Source organism: Neobacillus sp. K501 (genome assembly GCF_053749995.1).
Genome location: NZ_JBSLYA010000005.1, coordinates 276,752 through 296,882, shown reverse-complemented (window position 1 = coordinate 296,882; position 20,131 = coordinate 276,752). Strand labels below are relative to the sequence as shown.

Sequence of the window (20,131 nt, the reverse complement as noted above, 5' to 3'; positions counted from 1 at the left end):
TATTTCCCCCTATCTCCCTTGAAATTGTGGTTGTCTTTTTTCCAAAAAGGCTTGTGTCCCTTCCTGTTTATCTTCTGATCCGATTAAAATCGTCTGTGATAATTTTTCTAAGTACAGGGCTGTTTCCATTTCGATGTCTGCCCCGCGGTTAACGGCCGCCTTCGCTAATCGTAAAGCTAGTGGAGCCTTTAGACTAATTTTTTTAGCATATTCCTTTGCTTTTTCCAAAAGCTCCTCTTGGGGAACTGCCTTACTTATGAGGCCAATTTTCTCGGCTTCCTCTGCTGAAATGATGTCCCCTGTTAAGATCAGATCCATCGCTTTCCCTTTTCCTACGATTCTCGTAAGTCTTTGTGTCCCACCTGCACCTGGGATAATTCCTAAGGATACTTCAGGGAGACCTACCTTTGCATTGTAGGAGGCGATGCGGATGTCACAGGCTAGTGCGAGCTCTAATCCGCCACCAAGAGCAAATCCATTAATCGCAGCAATTGTTGGTTTTTCATAGTCTTCGATTTTCCGGTATGTCGCTGTCATATTAGGTTGAAGCGCTTCCACCATCGTCCGTTTATTTAATTGACGGATATCAGCACCTGCTGCGAATGATTTTTCTCCTGCTCCGGTAAAAATAACGACGCGGATCTGATCATTCATCCTCAGCTGTTCGAGCGCTCGCTCAATTTCTAACAAAGTCTCTAAATTTAAAGCATTCCTTTGTTCTGGGCGATTAATGGTGATCAACCCAAGTTCCTTTACCTCTTGTACGATAATATTCTGAAACGACATTCCTTCCCCACCTTTACACAGGCATCTTTGTTAAATTTTCAGAAACAACGAATTCTGCTTCTGTCAGTCTGCGAACTTCCTCCACACTGCTGTTCTCGGCTACTTCTTCAAGCATTAACAGACCGTTTTCGATCCGAAAGACCGCTTTTTCAGTCACAATCATTTCTGCAGTCCGAATACCACTAGTTGGACAGGTTAGTTTTTTTACAATTTTCGGTTTCAATTCCTTCGTAACATGGGAAATCGCGATGATAATTTTTTTTGCGCTGGCAACTAAATCCATTGCTCCGCCGACTCCAAGAATATCCTGTCCTGGAACGGCCCAATTGGCAATTTCTCCTGTCTCACTTACTTGTAGAGCCCCCATAACCGCATAATCCACATGTCCTCCGCGAATCATCACAAACGAATCCGCACTTGAAAAAATCGATGAGCCATGACCTAACGTAATCGGATGTTTACTAGCACTGATTAAATCCATATCGAGTTCATCCTCAGGCGGTGTTGGTCCCATCCCTAGTAACCCATTTTCGGATTGAAGGTAAACCCGGCTGTCCTTCGGTAAATAGTTTTGGATCAAAGTCGGAATTCCGACTCCTAGGTTCACAACCATGCCGTCCTTTAGCTCCATGGCAATCCGTTTGGCGATTCTTATACGGTCTGTGGCTTGCTCCTTACCGGTTACGTTCAACATATACACCCCCTACTTTTTCATAGCGATCATTTATAACAACGATGTCAACATAGGAATGAGGTGTGACGATTTGTTCAGGATCGAAGCTGCCTGCTTCTACAATTTCATCGACTTCCGCAATCACGATTTTCGCGGCTGTTGCCATCATCGGGTTGAAATTTCGCGCTGTTTTGGAATAAATCAAATTCCCCATCGTATCTGCTTTTGCTGCTTTAATTAATGCGACATCCGCTTTGATTCCTCGGACAAAGAGATAGCGTTCCCCGTCAAACACTCTCTCTTCCTTCCCTTCGGCAAGCTTCGTTCCTACGGCTGTCTTCGTGTAAAAGCCTGCGATTCCAGCCCCGCCAGCTCGGATGGCTTCGGCTAAGGTTCCTTGAGGAATCAGCTCAATTTCGAGTTCACCGCTTTTCCATGCTTTTACCGCATCCCGATTCGAAGTAAAATAAGAGCCGACTGCTTTTTTGATATGTTTGGAGATTAATAGTTTTCCAAGTCCTTTGCCTGCTTCGCCAAGGTTATTACTGATAATCGTTAATTCTCTCGCATGGTCAGACTCTGTTATCGTATCGATTAACGTAAATGGCGTGCCGCAAAGCCCAAAGCCGCCAACTAACACACGGTCGCCCTTTTGAATCCAATTAATCGCATCTTCCGCTGATTTTAGCTTTTCACAATTCATCGTTTTTCCCAATCTACTTCCCTCCAATCATTGTGAGCTGGTTAGTTCTCATAATGATAGAATCCAGACCCTGATTTCCGTCCGAGCCGGCCTGCCTTTACATATTTAATCAGCAATGGGCATGGACGATACTTTTCCCCCAATGTCTTATAGAGATATTCCATATTCCGCAGGCGAGTATCTAATCCAACGAGGTCCGCCAGTTCTAACGGTCCCATCGGATGATTTAATCCCAGCTTCATCGCTTTGTCGATATCTTCTGCAGAAGCCACACCCTCCATCAGCAGATTCATCGCTTCATTCCCTATTAAGCAATTCATCCGGCTCGTAACAAACCCGGGGAATTCATTTACTTCAACTGTTTCTTTTCCTAACTTCATTCCAATTTCTTTCGCTTTTTCAACCGTTTCATCTGAGGTCTCCAGCCCTCGAATGATTTCAATCAGCTTCATTTTATGAACTGGGTTAAAGAAATGCATCGCTACACATTTCTCTGGTCTTGAGGTTTGTGCCGCGATTTCTGTCGGACTCATTGTTGAGGTATTGGTAGCAAGAATCGTATGCTTCGGACAAATTTTGTCCAATTGTTTAAAAATATCAATCTTCAATTCCATCAACTCAAAAACAGCTTCGATAACCACATCCGTATTTCCTGCTGCATTTTCTAAATTATTTGTATATTCAATATTTTTCAAAGCTGCTGCCGCTTTTTCCCGATTGAGATAACCCCTGTCTGCACTTTTCATCATTTCTTTTTCAATATATAATTTAGCCTTATCCAAATTTTCTTGGTTAACATCATGTAAAAAAACATGAAAGCCACCAAGTGCCGCGACATAAGCAATGCCTCTGCCCATGACTCCTGAACCAACAACCGTTAACTTTTCCATTCCCGTCTCTCCCCTTTAACGAATGAACAATTAACCTGTATTCCTTTGCTCTTATAAAAAGAACCTACAAGGACGTACAGGTTAATTATCTATAAATTAGTTGTTATCAATTTGTGCTCTTTGCAGTTTTCCACTGTAGTCAACATAAATCGATTTCCATTCTGTATACACATCCAACGCAGCCACACCTGAATCTCGATGTCCATTTCCTGTCCCTTTTGTTCCACCGAATGGCAAATGGATTTCAGCTCCCGTTGTACCTGCATTCACATAGACAATTCCTGTGTCTAAATCTCTGATTGCCACAAAAATTCGATTCACATTAGCAGAATAGATCGCACTGGAAAGACCAAATTCTACACTGTTATTGACTTCAATCGCTTCTTCCAAGCCTTTTACCGCGATGATCGAAACAACCGGTCCAAAAATTTCTTCTTTCGCAATTCTCATGTCTGGAGTTACGTTCGTGAAAATCGTAGGAAGATAGTAGTTCCCGCCTTCCAGTCCTTCAAGGTTCGCAATTTTTCCTCCAGCAAGAAGCTTTGCTCCCTCTTGTTGACCAATTTTTACATATTCGTCAATCCGTTCTAGAGAAGAGCGATTGATGACAGGACCAACCTTTACCGTTTCATCAAGACCATTACCTAGCTTTAATTCCCCAATGCGATTTAGAAGCTTTCCTTCTAATTCCTCTTTTACAGACTCATGGACAAGTACTCGGCTTGTAGCGGTACACCTTTGTCCGCTTGTTCCAAATGCTCCCCAAAGGATACCTTCTACGGCAAGGTCGAGATCAGCATCTTCTAGAACCGTAATCGCATTTTTACCGCCCATTTCAAGGGAAGTTCTTTTTAATAACGCACCTGCGCGGCCGTTGATTTCTTTTCCAACCTCATTGGAACCCGTAAAGGAAATTAGATCGATGTCTGGGTGTTCAACCATGGCATTTCCTACTACACTTCCGGAACCGTTAACGAGATTTAATAAACCTTTAGGGAGACCTGCCTCCTCATATATCCGGACAAATGCTGCGGCAACCATCGGTGTTTCCGTCGCTGGCTTCCAAACTACGGCATTTCCGCTAACAAGTGCAGGAAGGGATTTCCATGAAGCGATCGCGATTGGGAAGTTCCAAGGGGTAATTAAACCCGCCACTCCAATCGGAACACGAACGCTCATCGCGAATTTATTTCGAAGCTCAGACGGTACTGTATCACCAAATAGGCGGCGGCCTTCCCCAGCCATATAAAACGCCATGTCAATCGCTTCCTGTACTTCTCCTCTTCCTTCATCAATGACTTTCCCCATCTCACTCGTAAGGATTTGCGCTAATTCTTCTTTTCTTTCTTTTAACAGAAAAGCCACTTTATATAAAATTTCGGCACGTTCTGGGGCAGGAACTAAACGCCAAGATTTTTGTGCTTCCTTAGCGGCTTGAACAGCACGATCGACGTCTTCCTTTGATGATTGCGTGACTTCTGCCAAAACTTGACCGTTTGCTGGATTCACAACCGGTGTAAATTTACCTGTAGTAGCTTCAGACCATTCACCGTTAATGTAATTTAAGATTTTTTTCATGTTATTCCCTCCAATATGTTTACTAGATAGTTATTTTTAATCGTTGTTTGATTCTATCTACTGCTTCAAATAATCTTTCAGTTGGAACAGAAAGCGAGACTCGAAAATATCCCTCACCCGAAGGCCCAAAAGCTGTACCTGGCGTAAGAATCACACCAGTTTGCTCAAGCACACTGGTAACGAATTCTGAGGATGTATAGCCTTTGGGAACAGGAGCCCAAATGAAGAAGCTTCCTTTAGGAGGATCCACCTCCACACCAATTGATTTTAGCCCTTCGAGCATTGCCACCATGCGTTCTTTATATATTTGGTTGTGCTTGGTGACACAGCTTTGATCACTATTTAGTGCATAGGCAGCGGCTTTTTGAATCGGTGTAAACTGACCTGTATCCGTATTGCTTTTTAAAACAGAAAGCGCTTTAATCATTTCGCGATTACCAACCACAAAGCCAATCCGCCAGCCGGTCATATTATACGTTTTGGAGAGCGAGCCGAATTCGACGGCAATCTCTTTTGCACCTTCAATCTGTAAGATACTCGGCGCTTTGTAATCTTCAAATGTGACTAAGTTATAGGCAGAATCATGGGCAATCGGGATAGCATTTTTCTTGGCAAATTCCACTGCCTCCTTGAAAAAACTAAGATTCACGGTGGCTGCAGTAGGATTACCTGGATAATTTAAAAACATCAGTCTAGACTGTTTCAGAATCTCAGTTGGAATGGCTGAAAAATCAGGTTCAAAGTTATTTCCCTTTGTTAATGGCATATTGTGATAGTTACCGTTCGCTAGTAAAGTTGCCATGCGATATACCGGGTAACTTGGGTCTGGAATTAGCACATAGTCACCGGGATCAATGAGCGTCGGAACGAGATGCGCGATGCCTTCTTTTGAACCAATTAAGGCAAGTACTTCTGTTTCCGGATCAAGCTCTACTCCATACTGACGGGAATAAAAATCCGCCACAGCTTGGCGAAACTCCTTGATTCCGATGAAACTCGGATATTTAAAGTTCTTCGCGTCCTGCATTTCCTCGACTAGTTTATTCACAATATGAGCAGGTGTTGGAAGATCAGGGTCGCCAATTCCTAGATCAATAATATCTACGCCCGCCTTTATCATTGCTTCTTTCTTCTTATTGATTTCAGCGAATAAATAGGGTGGGATCTGATCGATTCGATTTGATTGATACTTCAAAAACTCACCGCCTTTTCTCTCTATCAACCCAAAAATTATTCAGAAAATTAGAATTTCTATATTTCAAATTTATCGTTTTTTCTGGTAGATAACTATGGTTGTTTTAAACAAAAATAGCGGCTAATTTTGACATCCTTCCGTATGAATCATACAAAAATAAGCCTCCCACAAAGGGAGACTTATTTTTCGTTTATGATAGTATCCGTTTTTCACCGTCGATGGCTTTGATGGGATCGATGTTTTGGGTGAATTCTAGGGTACCGATGTATTTTCCGTTTTCATTACGGACTGCAAAATAGCGGATATAAACGTATTTATCACGGAACTTAATCCAGAAATCCTCGGTGTCTTTTCGTCCTGCTTTAAAATCGGCCAAGAGCTCTTCGACCACATGGACACTTCTTGGCGGGTGACAGTTTTGAACAGTACGGCCAATGACTGCCTTCGTCCTGGCAAAGATTCTTTCTTTTCCATGGGAGAAGTACCTAACAACATCCTCGTGATCAATGAAGGTAAGGTCAACAGGCAAATGATTCAACAACAGTTCCAGTTGTTTCAAAGATAAAATGCCTGTTTCCATTTTAATATAGCCTTCAGAAATCGCATTAGCATCTAGTGCTTTTCTATCTGGCTTCCATTCAGCAGCGGGACCAATTAAACAAAAACCTATTTCATCACTTTCATGAGCAATTTTCACCCATTCATCTTCAGTTAGATTTTTCAATGCCATTGGGAAAAGAATATTTTCCTCTTTATAGATCATTCCACTGACTTCATTCAATATGAAGGTAAAGATCTCGATCACCGCTTGTTTGTCACCACTATAAGTCGCTAATCTTTGTCTTGCCTCTTTAATACCATCACGGATAAAGTCATCAATTCTCCACATATTGTTTGTTGGACCATAGATACCGTACTTTTCTAAATAGGGGAAAATCAAATTTTCCTTTCGGCTGTAATGCTTATCAATATCTAACAGGAGGTTGATATCTTCTAACAGTTTATAAATGTTGTCTGCACAATCATCCTTGTCAAACTCATCCAAGTGGACTTGAACCCTGGAGGTAAGTAGCTGTTCAATTTCCTTGTTTTCTAAGATAAAAGTATGGATCGGATGGCCAGGTTGATCTTCTGGATTATTATCGCGATGATCTTTATCAATTGTCCCATTAAAAAGGTCTGTATGTGCTTGATAAATCCGTTGGAATTCAGCGATGGGTATACTTCCCTCTTCAATAAAATCATGCTGAAGATGGGCAATTTCATCAACGGTAATTTTTCCAATGAAAGCATCAAAATGAGCCTTCACCTCTTCTACATTTTTTCCGGCATGAAGGTCTTGAAAGATTTGTTTTAACATCTCAAGCCGTTTTTTATTATTCAATGTTTTTTGTTCACGGTTATTAATAAACTCACTCATAAGGATTCTCCTTTGTAATGATGCTAGTTACGATTGATAATATTTCTCATCCATAAAATATCATTTCTTCGATAACTTGTTTGTGATTTACATCATTGTTAAAGGAATTACTTTAGAAAATGTGAATTTTTTTAGACAAAAATGAATACAAATAAAAAAAGCGGAGCAAGCTCCGCTTTTAGTCTTAAAGTGTTATGATCATCGGTCCATTTTTAGTAAGAATGATCGTGTGTTCCAATTGGGCTACAAAGCTTTTTTCAGTGACATATGTCCAGTCGTCACCTTCAACTTGAAATACTTCCTCTTCTTCTGTTGAGATAAATGGTTCGAAGGCAATAACCATACCTTCTTTCAACAGTTCGTCGTCCCAGGTATCATGATAATTATAAATATGATCCGGTGCCTCATGAATCCGTCTACCAATACCATGTCCGGTTAGGTTCATGATTACCGTTAAACCATGCTTTTTAGCCGTTTGATGCACTGCTTTGCCAATCCCACTCTTTTTAGAGCCTGGTTTCGCCTTTTTGAGTCCTGCATCAAAGGCTTCTTTGGCCACTTCACAAATTTTTGCTAGAATTTCATCTCCCTTGCCAACAACAAAGGAAATGCCTGTATCAGCGAAATATCCATTTTTCGAACCTGAAACATCGATATTTACAATATCTCCTTCTTGAATCACGCGATTTCCTGGAATGCCATGTGCCACTTCTTCATTGACACTAATGCATGTGTAACCTGGAAAGTTATATTCACCCATAGGAGCAGAGAGTGCTCCTTCTTTTTCAAAAAGTTCCCCTGCCATATTATCAAGCTCTTTCGTGGTAATGCCCGGTACCGTTCTTTGTACCATTTCATCACGAATCGATGCAACAATCCTGCCGATTTCCTTTAATCCATTAAAATCCTCTTCTGTCTTTGCGATCATATTATCAAACCTACTCTTTCAATTTTTGTGATTTCTCACCATTATATTATTGTAGCTTTTCTTCTATAAAAAATTCAAGAGTGAATGTCTAATAACTTCCTTACGAAAAAACACATCAAACCCATTGGATTAGATGTGTCTAAAATAAGCCCTAAATTTTAACAGGTGTAGTCGAATCCTTCTGCGATAAAACAATGACACTAGTAACGATAATCGTAACCACAACCGGTAATAACCAGCCCAGCCCTTCATTATATAAAGGTAAATATCTCTCATAAAAGGAAACAATTGCTGACAACCAATTATAATATTCCATCTCAAGTAATTGGCATAAGGTTTTTAAACCATCAATGGTACTGATCATCAATGTAACAACAGTAGCGGCCACATATACTATTTGGGAATCCTTAAACAACTTTGATAAAAACGTTAACAGCATCAAGACAATCGCAAGTGGATATAAGAACATCAACACCGGAATCGAAAATGTAATAATATTCGATAAGCCAAAGTTAGCGATGATAAATGATACAAGTGAAAAGAAAACAACAAACTTTTTATAGCTGATTTTTGGTAAAAGAGAATGAAAATATTCCCCACAGGCTGTAATCAATCCGATACTGGTCGTCAGGCAAGCTAGGATGATAATAACCGACAGCATCACAGTTCCTAAGGATCCAAAGTAATGAAAGGCCGTTTTCCCTAAAACAGGCCCCCCGGTATCAAATAGACCAAAAGCCGCTGTGCTCGTTGCCCCTAAATAAGAAACTCCGACATAAATAATCGCAAGAAAGACGATGGCCACAATCCCAGACTTAGCGGTTGCTGAGAGAACTCCACGAGCAGAAGTAACCCCCATTGAACGAATCGCATTAATGACAATAATTCCAAATACAAGTGACGCAAGGGCATCCATGGTGTTATATCCTTCCACAAACCCTTTCATAAACGCTCCACTCGCATAAGCTGCTTGTGGTTCTCCAATCGGACCTAAGGGCTTAACAATTACCATAACCAATAAAACAAAAATAAGAATAATGATGGCTGGTGATAATAATTTACCAACATGGTCAACCAGCTTTGCTGGGTTTAATGAGAACCAAAGAGTAACGGTAAAAAATAACAGAGTAAAAATAAACAAACCTATTTGCCCAAATCCTTCACCTACAAATGGCGCAATCCCAATATCATAGGCAACGGCTCCAGTCCGTGGACCGGCAAAAAATGGTCCAATTGTCAAATATAGGAGGGACGTAAAAACCACTCCATAGACTGGGTGGACTCGACTTGAAAGTTCCTGTAGATTCTTACTGCCAGAAACGCCCATTGCCAATATTCCCAGAAAAGGCAAACCAATTCCAGTAATTAAAAACCCCGCAACCGCTACCCATATATTCGATCCAGCGTGTTGACCAAGGGATGCCGGAAAGATTAAATTCCCTGCACCGAAAAATAGTGCAAACAACATGACTCCTATAATAAAATACCTCGAAAACGGTAACTTGCCTTGCATAAATATTGGTTCCCCCTAAAATCATTCCAAATTATTAAACTATTCAAATAGCTTTTAATAAAGTACGAGAATAATAATACTATTCAAAAAATCGAATTGCAACTATCTTTTAAGGATTATTTTGATAATTACGAAATGAAATAAATGACAGTTAATCATTGTTATACTTAGACTAATGAAAAATTAGATAAAATATACATTTAAACTTATAATTATCTATAGAAAATTCCTAAAAAAAGATTATGTTATCTTGATATAATAATTTAATTGGATAAGGAAAAAGGCAGTGATTATAAGAAATCACTGCCCTTTTTGCATCTATTCTTTTAATAAAAAGCCTTTTTTAATGCATGGCCGGCTTTGTTTAGTGCTTCTATTCCTTGATCAATAACAGCTGCCATGCTGATGAAACCGTGAATCGTTCCGTCATAGCGCACTTTTTCCACTTGAACCCCAGCCTCAGCTAGCTTGTCTGCATAATCTTCACCCTCATCTCTTAGTGGGTCATATTCTGCGGTAATCACGAGTGTAGGAGGCAGGTCTTTAAAGTCTGCAAATAGCATTGGGGAAGCTAGCGGATTTCGTTTATCCTCTTCACCATTCAAGTAGCAATCTCTAAACCAAGCCATGGTTCCACTGGTTAAGAAATAGCCCTCTGAATTTTCCTTCATGGAAACAGTTGGTTCACCTGCTAGTTTCGTACTTGGATAGAGTAATAGTTGATAACAGATTGCTGGAGTCTTTCTTTCCTTCGCGAGGTTAGTGACAACAGCAGCTAAATTACCACCTGCACTATCGCCGCCTACAGCGATCCTAGTACGGTCCACCTGGAATTCTTCTGCGTGGTCAAACACGTATTGAACAGCCGCAAAGGAATCTTCGACGGCAGCAGGGAATTTATGTTCAGGAGCTAGGCGGTAATCTACTGAAATCGTGACACAGTTGGCAATATTCGTAAGTGCCCTGCAGATATCGTCATGAGAATCGATGTTTCCAACTACCCAACCCCCACCGTGATAAAAAACAAGTGCTGGATATGCCTTTTGCTCTTCCTTAGGATAATATACACGGATAGGGATATCCGACTCAGGACCAGGAATCATTCGATCCTCAACCTTTCCAACAGGTTCGACTTCGCCCTTTGGAAACATCATTGCTGCCCTCGCCTGCTCTGGTGTCAACGTTTCCATTGCTGGTGCCCCTGCAGCTGCCAATTGTCCCAATACAAATTTCGTTTGTGGATCAAGAGTCATTTCTTCGCCTACTTTCGTTCCAAAATATACTTACATGTATATTGTTCGGTATAAATTATAGTAATCCTTCTGAAACTTTGGAATATTTAACCAAAACCAACAACTTAATATACAAATCACATAAATTTGAACAAATTGTGAACAAGACCGAAAAATAGTTTTGACAATTTTGTGAACAACGTGAATAATATAGATAAAAGGAGGATGAGTGAGATGAACTCGAAATTAAAAATCCTAAATGCTATAAAATATGTCGGAGGAACTGCTTTAATCTTTGGAATTGTATCTTTTTTATTCGGTTTCTTTGTAAGCGATTACAGTTATTTCACAGGCATTGGTATCGGTGCATCAATTGGTGCGGTGTTTATCTTCCTAATGGGTGTATTCTTTGTTTTAACGGAAGAAATGACGGAAAAAGCATATAAAGGAATAAACGTAACTCATATAAAACGAAAAAATGGAGCGCCGATGTAGGCACTCCATTTTTTTCTTAATGCTTAGGAATTTATAAAAATATGGGTGTAGATAACTTTGTGTAGTTTTCTGAATCCAGCTCCAGCGCCTAGGGGCTCGGGTCATAAGGCAATCCGTCCAGAAGGTTAAAAAGCAACCTTCTCGCCGGCTCGTCTTATGCCTGTCGCCCCTGACCAAGGCGCTTCCGCTTTTTGTTTTTACATATCCCAAACCATTGCAAGTAATGTGCCAAAAACAGTGACCAGGGCAATGATTAAGCCGTAATAGACATTTGTATAAATGGCTCCTTTATCTTCTGTTTCACCAGCATGCATAAACACGACTAATTGAACTCCAGCTTGCACAAAAGCCGTTATCAGAAGAATCGTCATCCCCATTACAAATGACATGTCTAAGAAATACACCGCCAGCGCAATGGTTGTAAGGAGTAAAGAAAATACGAAGCCCAGGATTTGTTTCATTGGGAATAGTTCTTTCATATTTACATCATTCCTTTCAAGTAGATAAAGCTGAAGATGAAAATCCAGACTACATCTAGGAAATGCCAGTAAAGAGAGAAAATGAATGCTTTGTTGGCTGTTTGCGGAGTCAATCCACGTTTTTTCACTTGTAAGACAATGAAGATACCCCAAAAGATCCCGAGTGTTACGTGTGCTCCATGTGTTCCTAATGTCGTTAATAGAATCGATGTAAAGGCACTTATTTGAAGTCCAGCTCCAATGTGAACATAATGAACAAACTCAAATATTTCAAATCCTAAGAATCCCAAACCGAGAACTAAGGTAATCAAAAAGAATGACATCATTGCTTTTTTATTACCTATTCGCATGGCGTGAACACCTAGCCCGATGGTAAAGCTACTTGTTAATAGCAAGATGGTTTCCACTAATACAGGAGTAATTTCAAAAATCTCTGCTCCAGTTGGGCCATTCCCAGTTCGATTATATAAAGTGAAATAGGTTGCGAAAAGTGTGGCAAAAAGCATAATTTCCGCACCTAGGAAAATCCAAAAACCTAATATTTTTAAACGATTTTCTTCTGTACTATATTCAAGTGGCAGCGAGTGATCGATTTTCATTATTTAGCACCTCGCAAATTTGTTTCAGTTTCTTCAATTTCTTTAACAGAGATGTATCGGCCGTGATCTTGTTCAAAGGAACGAAGAGCCAAACAAGCAAATATTCCAATCGTTGTAACAATGACTGGAATCCACAGACTGAAAATAAACGAGAATCCCCATACAAAGAAGATACAACTCATAATGAATGGAACACCACTGTTATTAGGCATATGAATTTTTTCATATTCCCCTTTGAATAAAACATGACCTTTTTTCTTTGAATCCCAAAGCGCTTCACTGGATTTCACTTCTGGTAAAATAGCAAAGTTGTATTCTGGCACTGGAGTATGTGTTGCCCATTCTAGTGTACGTGCATCCCATGGATCCTCACCAATATCTCTAGAAGCATAGCGTGTGCTGTAGTAAATGTTGTACACGATTAAAACAAAGCCAATGGCCATGATGGCAGCTCCAATGAACGACACCATATTCAATGGTCCAAACCCTGTTGATTCAGAGTACGTATACATACGGCGAGCCTGACCATCTAAACCTGTCACATACATCGGCATGAAGGCTAAAAGGAAACCGATGGAAAGTAACCATGCCGTCCATTTTCCAATTCTTTCATTTAACATAAAACCAAACATTTTTGGCCAATAGTAAGTGAGACCAGCAAGCATCGCATAAACGACACCTGGAATAATTACGTTGTGGAAGTGAGCGACTAAGAACATCGTATTATGATATTGATAGTCTGCTGCAGACATCGCAAGCATGACTCCCGTTACACCGCCAAGTGTAAATAATGGAATGAACAGAATTGAATAAAGCATTGGCGTCGTAAATTCGATTTTCCCTTTTCTAAGCGTAAGCAGCCAGTTAAAGATCTTAACCCCTGTCGGGACAGCAATCGCCATGGTAGTTATGGAGAAAATACTGTTAGTTAGCGCCCCTTGACCCATTGTAAAGAAGTGGTGAGCCCATACTAAGAAGGACATAAGGGAAATAAGCACCATGGAACCAACCATAGATTTATAGCCATATAGATTTCGACGCGCAAAGGTTGAAATGATTTCACTGTAAATACCGAATGCTGGCAAAATCAAGATATAAACTTCAGGATGACCCCATACCCAGAAGATATTGGCCCAAAGCATATCCATTCCGCCATTATCCATCGTAAAGAAGTTGGTTCCAAATTGACGGTCCAATGTTCCCATCGCAAGTAATACTGCTAAAACTGGGAAAGCGAAAACGATAATAACGTTGGCAATGAAGGCAGACCAAGTGAACATTGGCATTTTCATTAGCGTCATGCCCGGTGCTCTCATTTTAAGAATAGTTGTGATAAAGTTAATCCCCGTCATTAACGTACCAATACCGGCAATTTGAATCGCAATCATATAATAATTGGTTCCTACAGATTCACTGAATTCATTACCCGCTAGTGGGAAATAAGAAGTCCAGCCTGCATCTGGTGACCCACCGACAACGAATGAAATATTAAATAACATCGCCCCCATGAAGAATAACCAGAAGCTCAATGCGTTTAAACGTGGGAAGGCAACATCCCGTGCACCAATCTGTAATGGTACGACAAAGTTCATGAAAAACATAATAAATGGCATGGCCATAAAGAGGATCATAACAATCCCATGTGTAGTGAAAATTTCATTATAATGCTGGGCATCTAACAGCGTATTATCTGGTGCTGCCAATTGAGCACGCATCATAATCGCATCAGCGCCACCTCTGAATAGCATCAATAAGGCAGATACTAAATACATAATACCAATTCGTTTATGGTCAACCGTCGTAATCCACTCACGCCAGAGATAACCCCATTTTTTAAAATAGGTCAAGCCAGCTATAATGGCGATCACTACTAGACCAATCGCAACCATCGAAGCATAAATAGCTGCACTTGGATGTGGTACGGCAAATCGTTCAAAGAACTCCATACTTTGTAACTCCTTTCGGTAAATACATTCAATTCAATTCAATTCAATTCAATTAAACTAGATAGCTCGTAATCTTAATGATGAGTATGATCGGAAGCTTCTTCAGTATCTGCTGCCTCATGATCATGTTCACTTTGTTTATCATCAGAACCTTGCTCATTTGTGTCAGATCCATGATCATGTCCTTCTGGTGCTGGTGAGAATGTCAAATGAGTTCCTGTATAGGTGGACTGTCCAAGATGACCTGGCTCCAATAACTCATCAAATTTCTTTTCGGTTAATGGTTTTGCTGTTTCTTTTACCTCTTTAACCCAATCATCAAAATCTTTTTGAGACATCGCGGTAACATTAAAGGTGTTTTCGGCAAAGCCTTTACCACTAAAGTTGGCGTTTCGTCCCATAAATTCTCCTGGCTCATCCGCTGCTAGGTGTAAGGTTGTAACCATGTCACCCATCGCATATTTTTGTCCACCAAGCTGTGGAATCCAGAAGCTCGTAATTGGACCGTATGAATACAGTTTAAATTCAAGCGGGCGGTCCGTCGGGATGTACAGGTAATTGACAGTTTCGATATTTTCTTCAGGGTAACTAAAATGCCATTTCCAGTTTGAGGAAGATGCGTAAACAACTAATGGCTCTTTATTTTCGTAACCCTTTGGTGCGGATTCAACGATATAATTACTTCGTACAGAAACAATCGATAGGAAAGCAACAATAATAACGGGAATCCCTACACAAATCGCTTCCACCCAAATATTCCCTTCAATGTGAGGTGGCTCGTAATCTGGTCGCTGTTTGGAAGCACGATATTTGATTAACATATAGACTAAAAGAGCAAAAACGACGATAACAATAACGGCCATTAATCCAATCGATAACATAATGTCATTCGCTTGCCTTTCAGCCTGTGGTCCTTTTGGGTCTAAAACTAATAAAGGTTCACATCCTGTAAGTAACGTGATAATAGTAAAAACCAGGGTTAATAATGCCCCTTTGAATTTCATAGTGGTACCCCTTTCTAATCTTCTATTTCGTCTTTTTTCAATAGGAGAAATTTATTAAGTGATATAAATCACATTCAGTTATTCTTATTTTATAATCATTTTTAATAAAATCCATTCAAATGTGAAATGTGTCACAAAACGTTCAAAATCAAAAATTGGAATTAATTTTTGGGTTCGAATCAATGGCATTTTAAGAGTAAATAGATTATGATAATTAGGTTACCCTCTAACAAAAACTAAAAATTAACATTTTTCTACAAAAATATATTAAAAAAGGAACTTTGCCAATATAATCGGCAAAGTTCCTTTTGGTTTCATTTCGGGGTTATTAGAAAAATAGAAAATGATAACCTATAAGATTGGAGACAGCAGCCTTGAAATCGATTCCTTCAAACGAATTTCCAGTGAGCGCTGCTCATATTCTTTTAATGTTAACAATCTAGATACCTTGATATCCTCTTTAAATATTTTTGTTAATTTTGTCGATATTTCATCATCATATAAAAAAGCATTTACCTCAAAATTCAGCTTGAAACTTCTGTAATCAATATTGGCTGTGCCCACCGAAGCGATTTCTTCATCTACGACCAGCGTTTTGGCATGGATAAAGCCATTATTGTAGATGTAGATCTTTGCCCCAATTTTCAATAATTCATGAACATGAGAAAGTGTCGCCCAATAAACAAACAGATGGTCTGGCTTATTGGGTATCATAATATTGACTTCTACTCCCGATAAACAGGCAATCCGCAGGGCGTCTAATAAGCTTTCATCCGGAATAAAGTAGGGCGTTTGGATAAAGATTGTTTTTTTGGCAGACATGATCATTTTAATGTAACCATTTTTAATTTGTTGAAATTCAGAATCAGGACCACTTGTTACAATTTGGATTCCGATATTCCCATGGGAAACATTTTCTGGATAAAGGTTTGGAACGTAATCAACATCATAATCATCAGAAGCCTGGTTCCAATCGAGAATAAATCGCGTTTGAAGCGCATATACGGCTGTACCTTTAATCCTTAAATGGGTATCTCGCCAATAACCAAATTTTTCGTTTAGTCCAAGATATTCATCCCCAACATTAAATCCACCAACATAACCGATTTTCCCATCAATAATCACAATCTTGCGGTGATTTCTGAAATTCATCCTTAAATTGATAAACCGAAATTTTGAAGGGAAAAAGACCTCAACTTGACCGCCAGCTGCACGAAATTCTTTAAAAATTCGCTTTGGCAGGCTACGTGAACCCAATTCATCGTATAAAACTCTTACTTTTACACCTTGATTCACTTTTTCCGTCAATGCTTGGATTAGTTTTTTCCCCAGATTATCATTTTTTATGATGTAATACTGCAGGTGAATATAGTTCTTTGCCTGTTTGATATCTTTCATTAACTGATCGAATTTATCCTTACCGTCTGTAAAAATCTCAACGGCATTATCCTCTGTTAAAATGGCTTTATTGTTGATCATGTGCATGTAAATTAAATCCCTGCTGTCACTTGTTGCTTTATTGCGAAAAAAGAATTGATCAGAACGGAATTTTGCTAATTGAGATTCAAGTTCTTCCTCAAGACCAGTCTTTTTCAAATCATCCCATTGAAAAAGTCGTTTCCGGCTTAAATTTTGTCCCAATAAAAGATACATGACGAAGCCCAAAATAGGAATAAAAAAGAGTACTAAAAGCCAAGCCCAAGTGGAACCGATGTCCCTTCTTTCTTGAAAGATAACAACCAGGGCCAACATGATATTTACCACTAGAACAATCCCGAGTAAAATGGAAGTAATATGCATGATAAAAACCCTCTCCAATTGTTTACTATTCATTTAGTATAGTACATTTATTCGAACTTCGCCTTTTTTATGTATGTTTATCCATTTAGAATGAAATATGGAGGGGTAGTCCCCCTCCATGTCGGCCTGTTTAATACGGATCCGATGCATGCCCCATTACTTCAGCCTGCTGCACTGCCTCTTCCATGTTTCCTTCGGTTGATTGACCAGCGTTTTTAATTCCTTCCGCAATTCTTTTCCCATAGTCTGGATCACATTGTGTTAACATGTCCACCATTCGATCTTGAATTTCCTTACGGCAGGAGGCAAGGGCCCCAGAAAGATTGGAAATCAACTCTGTCCGTTCCCATTCATTGAATCTTCGATACGTCTCGCCCGCCTGCCCGAAATTGTTATCACGAGGAATTCTTTCTCTTACAAGATTCCCTTCCACATGTGGCTGATGTTCTTTTCCAGGGTTGACCTCTTCTCTTAATCCTCCAATTAAGGAAGGCTCATAATTGACAGAAGGATTTTTCAATTTTCCGTAATCCTGCCTAAAATCCATTTGTCCCCCATCTTGATTGGTAGCCACATGTTTCTTCGGTCGATTAATCGGCAGTTGTAAGTAGTTGGTCCCTACTCGATACCGCTGCGTATCGGAGTAAGAATAGGTTCTACCTTGAAGTAGCTTATCATCAGAAAAATCTAGCCCATCAACAAGAACACCTGTACCAAAAGCCACTTGTTCGGTTTCGGCGAAAAAATTTTCTGGATTTTTGTTTAATACCATCCTGCCTACTTTATGCCAAGGAAAATCCTCTTTATACCATAGTTTCGTTGGATCTAGCGGGTCATAGTCCAATTCTGGATGTTCACCATCCTCCATGATTTGAACATATAATTCCCATTCCGGATAATCTCCACGTTCAATCGCTTCATATAAATCTTGTGTGGCATGGCTATAATTCTTGCTCTGGATTTCCGCAGCCTCTTTTTGTGAAAGATTTTTGATTCCTTGTTTCGGTTCCCAGTGATATTTTACAAGAACTCCCTTTCCCTCTTCATTTACCCATTTGTAGGCGTGAACACCTGAGCCTTGCATTTGACGATAGTTGGACGGAATGCCCCAAGGTGAAAAGACAAAGGTAATCATGTGCATCGATTCAGGGGTTTGACATAGAAAATCAAACATTCTCTCAGGATCTGAAATATTATTCACTGGATCTGGTCTGAATGAATGCACCATGTCAGGAAATTTCAAAGGGTCGCGAATAAAGAAGATTTTTAAATTATTTCCGACTAAATCCCAATTCCCATCTTCTGTATAAAATTTAACCGCAAAACCTCGCGGATCACGTTCAGTTTCAGGTGAATGTCCGCCATGGACGACTGTTGAAAAGCGGACAAATACAGGTGTTTGAACCTCAGTATTGGTAAAGACCTTGGCACGGGTATACTTTGAGATCGGTTCTCCATTAATCGTTCCATACGATTCAAAATACCCGTGTGCCCCAGCTCCACGGGCATGGACAACGCGCTCTGGAATTCTTTCGCGGTCAAAATGGCTTATTTTTTCTAAAAAGTCGTAGTTCTCTAGGGTCATCGGTCCTCGGTTTCCGACTGTTCGCACATTTTGGTTATCTGTAACGGGATGTCCCTGCCGGTTTGTTAAGACGTCTTCAGGATTATGGTTATCATGTTGTTTCTCATCCATTATTCAAACCTCCTTAATTTTACTCTAGTAAGTATTTCCTTTACCTATCAATGTATGTATTAAATAAGAAAAACTCCAAGGTGAACCCTTGGAGTTTGAGGTCTTCTATTAGTAAACCGCTTTCTTTATTTCTGTTAGTTCAGTTATTAATGCTTCCATTAGATCTTTAACAGATTGATTTTTAGCGAGAAAAGCATTTTGCCCCGCCCACAGTGACATATAATCAGGATTACTTTGCTGAGCGGATGCTTTTCGAATTGGATTTGTCAATGCATTTTGGAGTGGAAAAGGAGGCAATTCCTCTTCGAAAGCCTTCAACTCCTGGTAAAATTTATTGTTAATCCCTCTAGCCCATTTACCTGAATAGACACGAGTTAATACGGTCTGGTTATCTGTTAAATTGAAAATGGCTTGTTTGTGAGCTTTGTGCGCTCCACTTTCTAAACAGGTTAGGAAGGCCGTGCCCAATTGTGCCGCTTGAGCCCCTAAGCTAAGGACATCATATACACCTCGGCCGTTCATAATGCCGCCAGCGGCAATAATAGGGATGCTAACTTGTGCCCTTACTAGTGAAATAAGTGGAATTATACAAATCGGATGATCATCATCGCCGGCAAACGTACCACGGTGACCACCCGCTTCACTGCCTTGTAATACAACAGCATCCATTCCGATTTCCTGACAAAGTAATGCTTCGGCTGCGGTTGTTGCCGTTCCGATTAAGAAGATTCCATGATCTTTTAAATTCGTAATGGTTTCTTTAGGAGGAAGCCCGAAGGTAAAGGAACAGATCGGAACTTTTTCATCTATGATTACCTTTAGCTGCTCATAAAATGTTTCCCATTCCCTCTCTACCGTAGGGAGGGCTGAATTTTCCTTTTTAACATGTAGTTGTTCTTTTAACGGCTGGAGAAGTTCTGTAGCTCTATTAATTTCATTCTCTAAAACTTTGAAATCATTCGGAATAAATATGTTGATTCCAAATGGTTTCGTAGTTTCCCGTTTGATCTCTTTTATTTGATTTCGCATCTGCTCAGGAGTCATATAACCTGCTCCGATCATCCCTAATCCTCCAAATTTAGAAACCGAGGACACTAGATTCGTAGTTGTGACCCCGCCAGCCATCGGAGCTTGGATAATGGGATACTCGACACCCATAAGTTTGGTCAACTTGTTTTGCACACACTCTCCCCC

At 40.0% G+C, this 20,131-nt stretch carries 18 protein-coding genes; 1 reads left to right on the top strand and 17 read right to left on the bottom strand.

The genetic code is table 11. The features are described from left to right. Positions 1-9: 9 nt before the first annotated feature. From ACWM35_RS14285 to ACWM35_RS14240, 10 genes are all read right to left on the bottom strand, one after another. On the bottom strand, positions 10-786 hold the full coding sequence (locus ACWM35_RS14285; protein WP_454819447.1) for an enoyl-CoA hydratase/isomerase family protein: 777 nt from the start codon (positions 784-786) through the stop codon (positions 10-12). 13 nt (positions 787-799) lie between these two features. Then, entirely contained in the window at positions 800-1,480 is a 681-nt protein-coding gene (locus ACWM35_RS14280) for a 3-oxoacid CoA-transferase subunit B (RefSeq protein ID WP_454819446.1), read from the bottom strand. Continuing rightward, entirely contained in the window at positions 1,461-2,162 is a 702-nt protein-coding gene (locus ACWM35_RS14275) for a CoA transferase subunit A (RefSeq protein ID WP_454819493.1), read from the bottom strand. Before ACWM35_RS14275 ends, ACWM35_RS14280 begins: the two co-directional genes overlap by 20 nt. A 41-nt stretch (positions 2,163-2,203) precedes the next feature. Next, positions 2,204-3,052 (bottom strand): 3-hydroxyacyl-CoA dehydrogenase, encoded by an 849-nt coding sequence (locus tag ACWM35_RS14270; protein ID WP_454819445.1) that lies wholly within the window; start codon positions 3,050-3,052, stop codon positions 2,204-2,206. A 96-nt stretch (positions 3,053-3,148) separates the two neighbouring features. Next, on the bottom strand, positions 3,149-4,630 hold the full coding sequence (locus tag ACWM35_RS14265; protein WP_454819444.1) for an aldehyde dehydrogenase family protein: 1,482 nt from the start codon (positions 4,628-4,630) through the stop codon (positions 3,149-3,151). A gap of 22 nt (positions 4,631-4,652) precedes the next feature. Then, complete coding sequence (locus tag ACWM35_RS14260) at positions 4,653-5,825, bottom strand: LL-diaminopimelate aminotransferase (RefSeq protein ID WP_454819443.1); 1,173 nt, start codon at positions 5,823-5,825, stop codon at positions 4,653-4,655. Positions 5,826-6,015: 190 nt separating this feature from the next. Further along, positions 6,016-7,245 (bottom strand): DUF438 domain-containing protein, encoded by a 1,230-nt coding sequence (locus ACWM35_RS14255; RefSeq protein WP_454819442.1) that lies wholly within the window; start codon positions 7,243-7,245, stop codon positions 6,016-6,018. A 184-nt stretch (positions 7,246-7,429) separates the two neighbouring features. Further along, the gene (gene map, locus ACWM35_RS14250; protein ID WP_454819441.1) at positions 7,430-8,173 is read right to left on the bottom strand and encodes a type I methionyl aminopeptidase; all 744 of its coding nucleotides are present in this window, start codon (positions 8,171-8,173) and stop codon (positions 7,430-7,432) included. Between the two features lie 151 nt (positions 8,174-8,324). Continuing rightward, positions 8,325-9,686, bottom strand: a complete 1,362-nt coding sequence (brnQ, locus tag ACWM35_RS14245; protein WP_454819440.1) for a branched-chain amino acid transport system II carrier protein — start codon at positions 9,684-9,686, stop codon at positions 8,325-8,327. A gap of 326 nt (positions 9,687-10,012) precedes the next feature. Further along, entirely contained in the window at positions 10,013-10,939 is a 927-nt protein-coding gene (locus tag ACWM35_RS14240) for an alpha/beta hydrolase (RefSeq protein ID WP_454819439.1), read from the bottom strand. Between the two features lie 213 nt (positions 10,940-11,152). On the opposite strand from ACWM35_RS14240, the gene ACWM35_RS14235 reads away from it, so the two are divergent. Beyond that, on the top strand, positions 11,153-11,413 hold the full coding sequence (locus tag ACWM35_RS14235) for a hypothetical protein (protein WP_454819438.1): 261 nt from the start codon (positions 11,153-11,155) through the stop codon (positions 11,411-11,413). 197 nt (positions 11,414-11,610) lie between these two features. Here the strand turns inward: ACWM35_RS14235 and qoxD are convergent, their stop codons facing one another. The 7 genes from qoxD to ACWM35_RS14200 all read right to left on the bottom strand — a co-directional run bounded on the left by qoxD (position 11,611) and on the right by ACWM35_RS14200 (position 20,119). Then, the gene (qoxD, locus tag ACWM35_RS14230) at positions 11,611-11,892 is read right to left on the bottom strand and encodes a cytochrome aa3 quinol oxidase subunit IV (protein ID WP_454819437.1); all 282 of its coding nucleotides are present in this window, start codon (positions 11,890-11,892) and stop codon (positions 11,611-11,613) included. A 2-nt stretch (positions 11,893-11,894) separates the two neighbouring features. After that, positions 11,895-12,491 carry a cytochrome aa3 quinol oxidase subunit III gene (qoxC, locus tag ACWM35_RS14225; protein ID WP_454819436.1) on the bottom strand — a complete coding sequence of 199 codons (597 nt, stop codon included), beginning with the start codon at positions 12,489-12,491 and terminating at the stop codon, positions 11,895-11,897. After that, positions 12,491-14,437: a cytochrome aa3 quinol oxidase subunit I gene (gene qoxB / locus ACWM35_RS14220; RefSeq protein WP_454819435.1), complete on the bottom strand. Its 1,947-nt coding sequence runs from the start codon at positions 14,435-14,437 to the stop codon at positions 12,491-12,493. The genes qoxC and qoxB overlap by 1 nt, the downstream gene beginning before the upstream one ends. A gap of 74 nt (positions 14,438-14,511) precedes the next feature. Then, the gene (qoxA, locus tag ACWM35_RS14215; RefSeq protein WP_454819434.1) at positions 14,512-15,441 is read right to left on the bottom strand and encodes a cytochrome aa3 quinol oxidase subunit II; all 930 of its coding nucleotides are present in this window, start codon (positions 15,439-15,441) and stop codon (positions 14,512-14,514) included. 351 nt (positions 15,442-15,792) lie between these two features. Continuing rightward, positions 15,793-17,241 carry a cardiolipin synthase gene (gene cls / locus ACWM35_RS14210; RefSeq protein ID WP_454819433.1) on the bottom strand — a complete coding sequence of 483 codons (1,449 nt, stop codon included), beginning with the start codon at positions 17,239-17,241 and terminating at the stop codon, positions 15,793-15,795. Positions 17,242-17,371: 130 nt separating this feature from the next. Then, on the bottom strand, positions 17,372-18,937 hold the full coding sequence (locus ACWM35_RS14205; protein ID WP_454819432.1) for a catalase: 1,566 nt from the start codon (positions 18,935-18,937) through the stop codon (positions 17,372-17,374). Between the two features lie 108 nt (positions 18,938-19,045). Beyond that, a complete protein-coding gene (locus ACWM35_RS14200; RefSeq protein WP_454819431.1) occupies positions 19,046-20,119 on the bottom strand; it encodes an NAD(P)H-dependent flavin oxidoreductase in 1,074 nt (357 codons plus the stop codon). Positions 20,120-20,131 lie beyond the last annotated feature (12 nt).

Bases quoted from the DNA above. Each gene is read 5' to 3' on its own strand.
- ACWM35_RS14255 (WP_454819442.1), bottom strand. From the start codon at position 7,245: ATGAGTGAGTTTATTAATAACCGTGAACAAAAAACATTGAATAATAAA.
- brnQ (WP_454819440.1), bottom strand. From the start codon at position 9,686: ATGCAAGGCAAGTTACCGTTTTCGAGGTATTTTATTATAGGAGTCATG.
- ACWM35_RS14235 (WP_454819438.1), top strand. From the start codon at position 11,153: ATGAACTCGAAATTAAAAATCCTAAATGCTATAAAATATGTCGGAGGA.
- ACWM35_RS14270 (WP_454819445.1), bottom strand. From the start codon at position 3,052: ATGGAAAAGTTAACGGTTGTTGGTTCAGGAGTCATGGGCAGAGGCATT.
- ACWM35_RS14275 (WP_454819493.1), bottom strand. From the start codon at position 2,162: ATGAATTGTGAAAAGCTAAAATCAGCGGAAGATGCGATTAATTGGATT.
- cls (WP_454819433.1), bottom strand. From the start codon at position 17,241: ATGCATATTACTTCCATTTTACTCGGGATTGTTCTAGTGGTAAATATC.
- qoxC (WP_454819436.1), bottom strand. From the start codon at position 12,491: ATGAAAATCGATCACTCGCTGCCACTTGAATATAGTACAGAAGAAAAT.
- map (WP_454819441.1), bottom strand. From the start codon at position 8,173: ATGATCGCAAAGACAGAAGAGGATTTTAATGGATTAAAGGAAATCGGC.
- ACWM35_RS14285 (WP_454819447.1), bottom strand. From the start codon at position 786: ATGTCGTTTCAGAATATTATCGTACAAGAGGTAAAGGAACTTGGGTTG.
- qoxA (WP_454819434.1), bottom strand. From the start codon at position 15,441: ATGAAATTCAAAGGGGCATTATTAACCCTGGTTTTTACTATTATCACG.
- qoxB (WP_454819435.1), bottom strand. From the start codon at position 14,437: ATGGAGTTCTTTGAACGATTTGCCGTACCACATCCAAGTGCAGCTATT.
- ACWM35_RS14265 (WP_454819444.1), bottom strand. From the start codon at position 4,630: ATGAAAAAAATCTTAAATTACATTAACGGTGAATGGTCTGAAGCTACT.
- ACWM35_RS14240 (WP_454819439.1), bottom strand. From the start codon at position 10,939: ATGACTCTTGATCCACAAACGAAATTTGTATTGGGACAATTGGCAGCT.
- ACWM35_RS14280 (WP_454819446.1), bottom strand. From the start codon at position 1,480: ATGTTGAACGTAACCGGTAAGGAGCAAGCCACAGACCGTATAAGAATC.
- ACWM35_RS14205 (WP_454819432.1), bottom strand. From the start codon at position 18,937: ATGGATGAGAAACAACATGATAACCATAATCCTGAAGACGTCTTAACA.
- qoxD (WP_454819437.1), bottom strand. From the start codon at position 11,892: ATGAAAGAACTATTCCCAATGAAACAAATCCTGGGCTTCGTATTTTCT.